The organism is Limibacter armeniacum (genome assembly GCF_036880985.1).
In the GTDB taxonomy this organism is placed as follows: Bacteria; Bacteroidota; Bacteroidia; order Cytophagales; family Flammeovirgaceae; genus Limibacter; species Limibacter armeniacum.
The window spans coordinates 154,191-166,062 of sequence record NZ_JBAJNO010000002.1; the positions used below are offsets into that span (position 1 = coordinate 154,191).

Sequence of the window (11,872 nt, forward strand, 5' to 3'; positions counted from 1 at the left end):
TAGACTCATAATAAATAACCCTTCTCACTCAATCCTAAATAATTATCCAAGAGAAAAGTATTTTATCACGAATCATATGAAGAATAGTGATATTTGTCCAAAAGTCAGCTAAAGGAAGTGGTAGCCATTGGCTAACCTTCTGATGATATCCTAAAAAAATGGAGCTGGTTTTAGTAGTAAAATCAGCTATTGATAATGTTCAATGAACGCCTGTACTGATAAAAAAATTAAGAAATGCTCTATATAGAATTCGACATACTTGACCAAAGTAAATTCACTGATTTCCAATATATTTATACAGTTATTGCAGATTTAAAACGTCATGAAACTCAGGAATCCATGTCTTTTTGGAACAAGTTGATACCTGATTACGCTAAAGCCTATTTTCCTTTAAATGACAAGACTGTTATATACAATCATATAACATTTGAACAGCTTGTTGAATACTTACAATGTAACCTTGATGCGGAATTTGATGCATTGGATACTATTGAAAAAAATAGAGGGAGATTAGATTTTACAGCATTTGGGTATCCTTATGGTGGTATGGATTGGCTAATTTTATTCTTAAAAGCATTCGACTGCCCTGCCTATCAAATCTATAATGGCTTTAATACCAATAAGGTAACTTGGACAGCTGATTTTGACTTTGAGTGTGAGGTGATAGACAAATAGAAAAATACTTTTCACACAACATACCCGCTTGAAAAAAGATGAACTTCTTCAAGCGGGCTTTCTATTCCCTATTAGAACTAAATGTTACGCATTTACGCTATGTAAAGTAGCTAACGGATTATCTATACGTCCAATAAACTGTAAACCATTTACAGGGTTAGACAAATCAACCATCTGCTTATGATTATTCAACTGTAGACGGTTAAGGCAAGAGCGTATAAATGAATCTGCAAACAAGTCACAGCTTTTGTATTTTTCTTCAAATTCAGGATGCAATTGCTGATAGGTGACAATACAGTCAGCTACAAGCTCCCAAAAGGTCCTCTCTGTCATTTCACAATGTGCTACGATAACCTGTCCCAAAAACCTAAAGAAACAATCAAATACATCTGTAGCTATCGACAGTACCTTGACCTCATCTTCTGCCTCAACTACCAGTCTTTGGACTTTATCAGGGTAATTTTCATTGGGCCTGAAGGTTACTACTTCCTCCGTAATATCTTTCATAAACATTCCAACAGGAAGATTATCTTCCAAAATCAGGATAATGTTTTCACCGTGTGGCATAAATACAAGATCATATGCATAAAAGCAGTGGAGTAATGGCGCCAGATAACTGGATAGGTAGCTTCTTATCCACGTAGCTTCGTCCTTACCCGATGTTTGGATTAAATGCGGCAGAAGCGCATTTCCATCAGGATCAACATGGAGCAAAGCAGCCATTGTCATCGGCTTCTGATTAGCTTTCAAATAACCCAAAGGGCTTTCTCTCCATAATACAGACAGCATCTTATTGTATATATTGGTTCTGCCCATTGGTTCAAAATTCCGGTTTATATACCCCATTGTGGCTATTTCACCTAGCATGCTAAACCCACAAGATCTCAAGTATTGATCTTCTTTGAGCAAGTCTGAAATCCACATGGTGATTTCTGGAGTACTTTGCATATAATATGGAGAAAGTCCCCTCATAAATCCCATATTCTGAATAGACAAAGCAGTTTTCACATAATACTTTTCAGGGTTTGACTTATTGAAAAGTGTTCTGATGGACTGTTGAGGCTGGTAGGTGTCTTCCCCCTCCCCTAAAAGTACCAATTGGTTCGTCGCAATATCAGTCGCAAACACATAAGAGAGCTTATTCTCCCATTGCCAAGGATTCATTGGAAAAAAGTAGTAATCAGAAGGGTTTAGCCCTCTTTCGAGCAACTGTCCTTCGAAAAGCTTAAGTTGCTTCTTTCCTAGCTCCTGCTCTACCAGCTGCTCATAAGAAAGGGTATTGATTGAGGTAAATATAGCATTGTCTTTATGCCCTGCCAACCATAGTATTTTAAACCCTTGGGAAGCTTCAGGAGAATATTGATGATAATCGCTAACGCTAAAACCTATACGCCCATTGTTTGCAATAAAACAAGGGTGTCCTTCAATCATTGCACCTTCAATTTGCTGAAAAGTCGCATTTGCCAATTCTGCTGAAGTCAGCCATTCTCCCCCATACTTATATGCCGCTCCATACAATGTACAGCTGATCTCTTCCAGATAAGTTGGAAGCATTGGCTCAGGTATCTGAAGCGACTCCTTAAACTCCATGATAAACGCAATCAATGATAAAGTACCTCCAGTCCCTTTACGGATAGAATCTGGATCGATATACCAATGGTCAAAGTGCAACTTCTGCGCATTGAACTGATAAGTGACTTCTTTGTCATCTGACTTAAGCTCATAAACGCCCCAACTATCTTTCCTCTCAACCAATACTGGTTTGATCAATAGCTCATGCGAAAACTCACTGATGGCTTTTTTGATATAAAGCCGATTCACCTTGTTCCAAGTTTTAGGGTCAAGATGGTTATTTGTATGTAAACTCATAAATGGTGTCTGTCTTTAAATTACTGATTTGTTGTGCCACTGTGCTGACAGGCGATCCTATAGTCCTGTCTTGTACAAAAGGCTAAGTAAGCCGTCTTTTCAGGAAAGGTAATTTTCTTATCGTATTGAAAACCTGCTCTTTTATTCAGTTTATGGATCTTGTCATTGTTGATGTCAGGCTCAACCACCAATCTATCCACTTCAGGATTTGCGAAAAGGAAATCCATAATTGTCCTGAAAACGTGCCACGTAAACTGAGGCTGTGGCTGATCTGGAGGACCTATCAAAATATGGAAGCCATAGTCTCCTTCCTTTGCGTCAAAATGTGCAGCCACTCTATCTTCTGAAGCATGGTAAAACTCTACCAAAAACTTGGTCAGTCCATTCAGCTCACCAACACAAACACATACATGAGGTGATGAATCTATTTCCCGATAGGTATTATACACTTCCGTTACAGAGGTCTGCTGCAACTGCCAATAAACTGCATATGGTAAATTGACCCATTCGTGTAGCCACGCAATATCTTGAGCCAGATCAAATGGTCGTAAGGTAAATTTCCCCAAATGGGGCACTTCATTCTGATAGCTTTCCAGTGAGGTTTTCCATTCAGCTTTGTCCAACGGGAGAGACTTGATGTTATTCATTGCATTAAAAAATTATTTGACCAATTCAATGTCTAATTTGCGTTCAAACTCATGTCTGAACGATACATAATAAATCAGTAGTGTCATCACAAATCCAGCAGCAGCTACCCAGAATGGCATCTGAAGGTCATACCAATCTACCAACCATCCGGCTACTATGGATGCGGACAATACGCCTATATTCTGAAAGAAGTGAATCTTGCTATAATCCATTGCATAATCAGCAGGACTACTTAGCTGGAAGGCGATAACATCAAACTTCACATAGACCTGAAATACTGCCCACCCGTATACGATACGTCCAACCAGTACAGCAGTATCATTAGGAATTCCTTGCAAGAGGATTCCTGAAATGCCCAAACCTAGAGCAGGTAAAATTCCTAAAAATGGGTTAGTCTGTTCCTTGTGTTTAGTGTTATACCACAATGCTGCCAGTCCTACAAAAGCAGGAATCGCATAGACCAATCCTGTTGTACTTTTGCTGTCATACTCAGAAACCTGTTCCCAGTACAATGAGAAAAATGGACGTATCATAAAAGTGCTAAAGTATAGCACCAAGGTAATGATACTCACTTTTAGGATTGGCGTTGGAATCTTGAACAACGAGGAACTTGGACGACTTTCCTGAGTTTGACCTGCCATCACTGTTAGTTCCTTGTCAAAGTCATAAATGCTTCTCAGGTACAAACACATACCCATCTGTATAAAATCTCCGACCGCCATGACAAAGAATACCAGTTTTGTATCAAACCAGTCCACCATCATTCCCCCAATAAATGCACCCAGAATGGCACCGAGATGAAGTACCACCGACAGAATACTTATGGCTGATGCATGGTTCTCCTGCTCCTCTATTTTCATGATAAACGGATAGACCAAAAGGTAACTTCCCTTAAACGCTATCATTGAAAGCGCCACCACCCAAAACAGTTCAATATCCTCTATCCAATAGCAACTGATACATAGCATCCCAGCTATAACTTGTGTATAAATCAGAATTTTGAACAGGTGCACTTTCTTGTTGACATATGCCCAAAAAGGGAAAGCTACCATCACTGTCAGGCAACAAGCTGCCAGATAGTATCCCGTATGTTCTGGTGTTTGAATATCAAATCTGTCTGAAAAAAAATGAGGATAAAAAGGGTGCAACATGGTATCACTGACCACAGCCGTAAGCGTCATCAGGATTAGATAAAATCGTATTTTCATGCTAGATCACAGTTTCGATAGGCGTTTCAATCTCATTGCTTGGGTAAGGGATTTCTTCTTCCTCCATTACATCAAACTGTTGGAAGGCAATACGTTTTTCAATAGGATAATATTCCCTTCCTGTCATTGCCTTTATGATGGATGAGTTACGGTAACAGCCCATTCCCAAATCAGGTGTAACGAAGCCATGTGTATGTAATTCTGCGTTTTGCACAAACACTTCACAACCTTCCTTATCTACTGCATAATTCCTTTGGACGTCAAACTGCTCCTCCTCATTCCAACAAATTCTATCATAGATTCCCTTCAAGAACTTCGGCATTCTGTAGGTATAGCCTGTTGCCATAATGACAGCCTCTGTCTGGTGACGATAATACTTGTCTTGCTCATGTTGGTGTATCTCAAGTATTACTTTTCCATCAGTTGTATAAGCATTTTTCAAGGTTGAGTTGGTTCTAAGCCCCACATTGACCTTATGCATTAGCCGTTTTGTATACAGCAAGTCAAAGATATTGGCAATCAAATCACCGTTGATTCCCTTGTAAAGCTGCTTTTGGTTCTTGACCAAAGCTTCTTTTTTATCCTTTGGAAGGTTATAAAAATAGTCCAAGTAATCGGGAGAGGTCATCTCCAAAGTCAGCTTGGTATATTCCAATGGGAAAAACCTAGGAGATCGTGTAATCCAATTCAGTGTATATCCATAGTGGTCAATCTCTGTCAGTAAGTCATAGAAAATCTCAGCCGCACTTTGTCCACTGCCTACAATGGTGATCGCTTTCTGGTGTTGCAATGCCCTCTTTTTCATCAGGTACGAGGATGAATGGATCACCTGTTCATCAATATTTGCTGCACAGTCAGGTATATAGGGACTTGTTCCCGTTCCTAATACCAGTTTCTTGCCTCTATATAGTTTTTGAACACCAGTCTTGGTACATAAACAAACAACAGCATAGCACTCATTGCTTGCTTCGTAGTATACCTCCACCACTTTGGTAGAGAAGTATATATTCGAAAGTTGCTCAACAGCCCACTGACAATACTGATTATACTCATTACGCAATAACAGGAAGTCTTCCTTGATGTAGAAGGAGTAAAGTCGACCTTGCTGCTTGATATAATTCAAAAAGCTGTAAGGACTTGTTGGGTCTGCCATTGTTACCAGATCGGCAAGGAAAGGCACCTGCAACGTAGTATCTTCCAAAAGCATTCCAGCATGCCAATCAAAAGACACCCGCTGATCTACAAATATCCCATCCAATTCTTCTATTGGATCCGTCAGACAAGCCAGACTCAGGTTAAAAGGCCCCACACCAATGCCTACAAAATCATATATTTTATCCATTGTATATTCTTTGTTATGCTTGTTCAAAAAGTATCATTTTCCCTTTCGCTTCAATTAGCGCCAGTATCTTCTCAAAATCGGCTTCTGTTGCCATCGGGTTAAGCACGGTAAATTTCAAGTAGGTATCTCCATTGTTTTTAGTCCCTGCTATAACCGCACTTCCACACCGGAGTAATGCTTTTCTGATCTGGAGGTTGATATGCCCCCAGTCTTCATTATCAAATCCATCAATTTTGAACCTAAAAACTAAGCTGTGCAGTACAGGTGGATTCAACAGCTCAAAACTTGGATGCGCCTCTATCAACGCTGCCGCCGCTTTTGTCAATTCCAAGGTCTTGTCATAGTAATGGCCTAGTTGCATCCGTCCCATCATTCTTAGAGTTGTCCAAACTTTCAGGGCATCAAAACGTCTGGTCGTCTGCAATGATTTATCTACTTGGTTGGGAATTCCTGTGTCTCTTTGCTCCTTCGGGTTGAGATAGTCAGCGTGATAGCTGATCAAGTGTAATGTCTCAGGTCTCTTGACCACAAATGCACTACAACTGACTGTCTGGAAGTAAGTTTTATGGTAGTCTACAGTTACAGAATCAGCCAGTTCAATTCCATCTATCAGGTACCTGTACCTATCTGACAACAGTAGTCCACCTCCTACTGCAGCATCAACATGCAACCATATATCATACTTGCAAGCTATTTGCGCCATCTCCGGTATAGGGTCAATACTGCCATAATCTGTTGTACCCGCTGTCGCCACAATCCCAATAGGATGGTTCCCTTGCTCCACTTCCCGCTTGATCAACTCCTCTAAGACTCCGATATCCATTCTAAAATATTGATCCGTAGGTACTCCAATCACAGCATCTTCTCCAAGTCCTAACAAGGAAGCGCTCTTCTTCAAGCTAAAATGACTGTGCTCTGAACAAAATATCTTAGGTGATGAAAGCCCATTGGGCAATCCCTTAAAAGTCACATTATGCTTCAGTTTGGTATGCATAAAATGGTCTCTCATTAACAGTGTCGCCATCAAGTTGGATTGAGAGCCTCCACTTGTAAAAACGCCGTCTCCACTCAGGAAGCCAATGCGTTCGGCGGTCCATTCAATGATCTTTTGCTCTATCAAAGTACCTCCTGCACTTTGGTCCCATGTATCCAAGGAGGAGTTGATAGCACTCAATATCTGTTCTGCAATCAAGGATGGAATTACTACAGGGCAGTTTAAGTGTGCGGCATATTTGGGCAAATGAAAAGCTACTGCATGATCCAAGTAAACCGCTTGCAATTCTTCCAGTGTTTCATCCAAGCTCAAAGGAGTTTCCTCCAAACTAATACCATCAAATAGTGGCTTCAACTCTTCGGGCGTGATGCCACTAAATGGAGCCTGTCGCTCTGATAGAAATTGGACTACTTTTTCAGTAGCCTTCTCAATTCCATTTCTGTATTGCTCAACATTCTCATTATGATGATGAAATAATAATTTAAGATCTAACTGTTTGCTGTCAGCATATTGAACAGCATTACTCAAAACAGCATTAACCATGGCTGTAAGATTTAGATAGTTTGACGTATTGTTAAGTTATGTAGATTGATTGCGAATAGCAGAAGCGAATATGGAGGGGAAATACAGTGGACTGCTTACGAATTATGGAAAAAGAATGATGTATTTGGAAAAGAGTAATAACAGTAGCAATCCAAACAATTTGAATTGACGAATCTGGAAAAATTAATTACGAATTCGGGAATTATTTGAAAAGTAATCGTCCTATGCATACTACTTGTAATGTGCATAAATGATTAAAAGCAAATACAATAGTATGATACAAGGAGTACTATTTAGTACTTTATAATGAAACACGGTCAACTTGTCTATTTTTATTTAATCTAAATAAGATATAGTTTAGCGTCATTATTAGATAAAAGCACAATAAGTCTAACCTAACAATACAAACTAACAAGAGTATAATGAACTCGCGTCTCTTCTTATCCAATAACAGCACTCCAATACTGTCCAGCAAAAAACTTGGAATCAAACGAAGAACTCGTCAATGGAAACCAAGTCTTGGAAAGGGTTTTTATAAAGATATCAACCTGATGCATGGAATGCTGACACACATAAAAATCAAAGCCAAGGAAAACATCTGTGTCCATTCAAGAATTCAGCCTCAAGAGGTTGGGTTATTACTCTGTATCTCTGCAAATGGCGTCGTACTCTACTCCCAAAGTGAGAATACACCTATGCAGAGTGCTGGCAATTATATTCTTCCCCATGCAGAACATCAATGGAATATCACAAAAGGTGGTGATTTTGAACTGATTACCATAGTTTTAAAACGTATCTATTTCAACCAATTATTTTTCCCTTCGAATGAGTTGAAAAATACATCTCTTGCGCAACTGTTTGATAGGCAATCTACTCCTAAAAGACTCAACTTAACTCATTCATTGAAAGCCTCATTTGTAGCATTGCTGGAAAGTGAACAAGCAGGTATTTGTCACAATATGTTATTACATGCCAAGATATTTGAAATCTTCTCTATCATCTTCAATCAAGAGATGACACAAGAAAGCCAGCATTTATTGTATAGAGATAGACTTGAAAAAGTAAAGGACATCATATCCTCACAACTCCATATACAATATTCCATTTGTAATTTATCTAAGATGGTGGGAATCAATGAGTGTTACCTCAAAAAGTATTTCAAAGAATTATTTGGTGAGACCATATTTGAATATGCCACCAAACTACGAATCCAGAAGGCCCAAGAACTACTAATACAATCTGATTTACCCGTTGCAATTATTTCTGAAAAGGTTGGCTATCAAAACCCTCCCCACTTCTCTTTTGCTTTTAAAAAGAATGTTGGCATATCTCCCTATAAGTACAGAACACAAATGATCATACCAACATAACACAGCATATGTTTAGTTTCATTTTACTTTAAAATCCTTTCTGTCACCACTTGCATACAGACTTTTTTATAAACCCAACTAAGTCAATTAATTATATTGATATTTGGTGAAAATTTTGTAATATAAGTACTTTACCGAACACACACACTAGCAAAACCCAATACCAATGAAGCAGTTACTTATACTATGTCTTTGGATGACATGTGCACCGACCTATGCACAAATAGGTAACAAGGGCGTTCCTAACATTAGGAATTTCTCTTATGAGCAATATCAGGCTGGAGCTCAAAACTGGGCAATACTTCAGGATGCTAAAGGAAAAATGCTCTTTGGCAATAATTATGGCTTACTGGAATACAACGGAAAGGAATGGAGCCTTGAATTACAAACCTCCAATAGAACTGTAGTTCGATCTATCCATCGGGGTAAAGACAATACGATTTACCTTGGAGCCCAAAACGAGTTTGGGTATGTTAAAACCAATGATGCAGGACAACAGCAATACATTTCACTCTTACCCAAAATACCTGAAAAACACAGGCAATTCAGTGATGTTTGGTCGATACTGGAAACTTCTTCTGGTATATTCTTTCACACCAATGAGCTGACTTTTCTTTATCAATCTGATTCAGTTAAAGTACTCGAAACACCTTCCATAGGCAGTTGCTCAAAAGTTGGTGATTCAATACTCGTTCAGGATCAAGCTTATAATATCCATGTTTTAAAACAAGATGGTTTACATAAACTGTTTGACCGTCAACAGGTCCGATACTATGTTCTAAAAATATATGATGACCATCAGGGAGGGCTATACTTTGTCACTCAAAAATATGGTATTCTGAAATACAGTCACGGACAGTTCCACCATGACAAACGTATCACCAATAGCTTCTTTGAAAACAACAAAGTCCAGAGTCTTCAAAAGCTTAGAAACGATTATTTGGCTATCGGAAGTGTAGGGGCAGGACTCCTCATTCTCAATAAAAACTTTACCCCTGTCCAATGGCTCAACAAAAGTAATGGCCTTCAAAGTAATACCATCCTTGCTATTGGAACGGATCAATTGGGAAACCTTTGGTTAGCCACGGAGACAGGTATTGATTATGTAGAAATCACTACGCCACTCTATAAAATAGCAGACCAATACAACCTTGAAGGAACCGTTTCATCGATTTTAAAAAGTGATGACATGCTCTATGTTGGAACAAATACAGGTGTATTCTATTCAAAGTGGAAACAAGACGAAAATCCATTACATCCCACACTCAACTTCCAACAAGTAAAAGGCTTATCCGGTCAGGCTTGGAACCTCTATAAAATCGAAAACAGTATCTATGTTTGTCACCACGAAGGTTTGTTTAAAATAGAAGGAGATTCCATAAGTCAGCAACTGAGTTATTCAAGCGGTGTTTGGAACCTTCGCAAGCTAAAAGGCAACATCTTTCTCCAAGGTGGTTACGACGGAATTCACCTGTACAAATTACTTGATGGAGAACTTCAATACTTATGGAAAATAAAGGACTTTGATGAAACCAGCCGAGTTATAGAGTTGGACAACAAGGGCAATATCTGGATGGCACATGGTTATAAGGGAATTTACAAACTTCAAATATCCGAAGACTTACAATCGTTTAGTGATATTCAGTTATATACAAAGAAAGAAGGTTTCCCATCTGGACTGTTTATCAACCTTTTTAAGGTAAATAACCAGATTTTATTCGGCACAGAATATGGCACATACCAATATGATGACAACACCGATTCGATGGTTATCTCACCGCTCTACTCCCGCATTCTTGGGAACCAACACCATATAAGGTTACTTAAAGAAAATAACGGCGATATCTGGTTTGTCAAGGGGCAAGACATGCACGACGACTTGGGCATCATCGAGTTTTATGACAATGAAAAATTTGAAGTACTGAGATCTCCACTACAACACCTTCGGGGAAAGTTTAACCCAGGATTTGAAAACATCACTATTCTAGATGAAAAAACTGCCCTTTTTGGCACTAAGAATGGTATCATTCACTTTGACAGAAGTGCGAATAGAAACTACGCTCTCCCTTTTAATGCTCATCTTACAGACATCAGATATATGGGAAGTGATTCGGTTCTTTATGGCCAGACAGTACATAGCTCTCTTTCACCTATCAAATCAGAAATCGGTCATATTGAGCTACCTTATACCAAGAATTCATTGACTTTCAGTTTTGCAAGCAGCTTTTATGAGGGCCCTAAAAACACATTTTATAGTTGTTACCTAGAAGGGTTTGACAAACAGTGGCATCATTGGGATACAGGACAGTCAAAAAGCTATACAAACTTACCTGCTGGAGACTATACTTTTCATGTAAAGGCAAAAAACATCTATGGGACAGAAAGTAAGGAAGATATTTATACTTTTTCAATTCTGTCTCCTTGGTACCTTACTACATCAGCATTAGTAGTTTATGGCTTGTTTTGCCTTATTGGAATAACACTACTACTCAAACTTTATAAAGCCAAAATAGAACAAGCCAAGCAAAGGGAATGGACCATTCAGATGGAAATGATGCGTCAGAACAAAAGACGATACAATGAAGAAAAACTCATTACTGAACAGGAACTTATCAGGCTCAGGAATGAAAAACTGGAAGCTGAAGTATCCATCTCCCACTCAAAGATGGAAGTGCTTAAAACTGAAATGGCTGCGTCCATTATGATGATTACCCAGAAAAATAATATGCTGATTAAAGTACGAGATGACTTAGGCAAGTTGGTCAAAAAAGTAAATGAGCAAAACAAGAATCCCATTGAAAAAGTCATTAGAACCATCAACCGAGACATTAACAGTGAGCAAGATTGGGAACAGTTCAAAATCCATTTTGATAAAGTACACGAAAATTTTCTTGAAAGGCTCAAAAAAGAATACCCTGACCTGACGCCTAAAGACCTTCAACTAGCGGCATATTTACGTTTGAACCTTTCATCAAAGGAAATAGCTTCCATGATGAACATTACAATCCGAAGTATTGAAGGATGCCGCTACCGATTGAGAAAACATTTGAACCTAAATAGCAACACCAATCTCAATGAGTTTATCTTAAAATTCTAAGATACTCAATAACAATTAATTATGATTTTTATACGTAGTTTTTACGTATTATTTTTTCACCTAACGAAGTTTTTATGTGGGTGTATTTTTTGGGTCTATTTCAAATAAATCTAGTATGCAACGTAG

The 11,872-nt window shown here is 38.6% G+C and carries 8 protein-coding genes; 3 read left to right on the forward strand and 5 right to left on the reverse strand.

The genetic code is table 11. The features are described 5' to 3' along the window. Positions 1-234: 234 nt before the first annotated feature. Positions 235-675 carry a hypothetical protein gene (locus V6R21_RS01775; protein WP_334240318.1) on the forward strand — a complete coding sequence of 147 codons (441 nt, stop codon included), beginning with the start codon at positions 235-237 and terminating at the stop codon, positions 673-675. Between the two features lie 84 nt (positions 676-759). Here the strand turns inward: V6R21_RS01775 and V6R21_RS01780 are convergent, their stop codons facing one another. Genes V6R21_RS01780 through V6R21_RS01800 form a run of 5 tightly spaced genes read right to left on the reverse strand, consistent with a single transcriptional unit; the run spans position 760 to position 7,279 of the window. After that, positions 760-2,544 (reverse strand): IucA/IucC family protein, encoded by a 1,785-nt coding sequence (locus V6R21_RS01780; RefSeq protein ID WP_334240321.1) that lies wholly within the window; start codon positions 2,542-2,544, stop codon positions 760-762. 20 nt (positions 2,545-2,564) lie between these two features. After that, positions 2,565-3,191, reverse strand: coding sequence for a GNAT family N-acetyltransferase (locus V6R21_RS01785; protein ID WP_334240322.1), 627 nt, complete (start codon positions 3,189-3,191; stop codon positions 2,565-2,567). A gap of 12 nt (positions 3,192-3,203) precedes the next feature. After that, the gene (locus V6R21_RS01790) at positions 3,204-4,400 is read right to left on the reverse strand and encodes an MFS transporter (RefSeq protein WP_334240324.1); all 1,197 of its coding nucleotides are present in this window, start codon (positions 4,398-4,400) and stop codon (positions 3,204-3,206) included. A gap of 1 nt (position 4,401) precedes the next feature. After that, positions 4,402-5,742: a lysine N(6)-hydroxylase/L-ornithine N(5)-oxygenase family protein gene (locus V6R21_RS01795; protein ID WP_334240326.1), complete on the reverse strand. Its 1,341-nt coding sequence runs from the start codon at positions 5,740-5,742 to the stop codon at positions 4,402-4,404. 13 nt (positions 5,743-5,755) lie between these two features. Next, complete coding sequence (locus V6R21_RS01800; protein WP_334240328.1) at positions 5,756-7,279, reverse strand: pyridoxal phosphate-dependent decarboxylase family protein; 1,524 nt, start codon at positions 7,277-7,279, stop codon at positions 5,756-5,758. Positions 7,280-7,701: 422 nt separating this feature from the next. Between V6R21_RS01800 and V6R21_RS01805 the strand changes: the two genes are divergently transcribed. Together V6R21_RS01805 and V6R21_RS01810 are read left to right on the forward strand one after the other, a co-directional pair. After that, positions 7,702-8,649: a helix-turn-helix domain-containing protein gene (locus V6R21_RS01805; RefSeq protein WP_334240330.1), complete on the forward strand. Its 948-nt coding sequence runs from the start codon at positions 7,702-7,704 to the stop codon at positions 8,647-8,649. Positions 8,650-8,815: 166 nt separating this feature from the next. Beyond that, on the forward strand, positions 8,816-11,746 hold the full coding sequence (locus V6R21_RS01810) for a triple tyrosine motif-containing protein (RefSeq protein WP_334240332.1): 2,931 nt from the start codon (positions 8,816-8,818) through the stop codon (positions 11,744-11,746). Positions 11,747-11,872 lie beyond the last annotated feature (126 nt).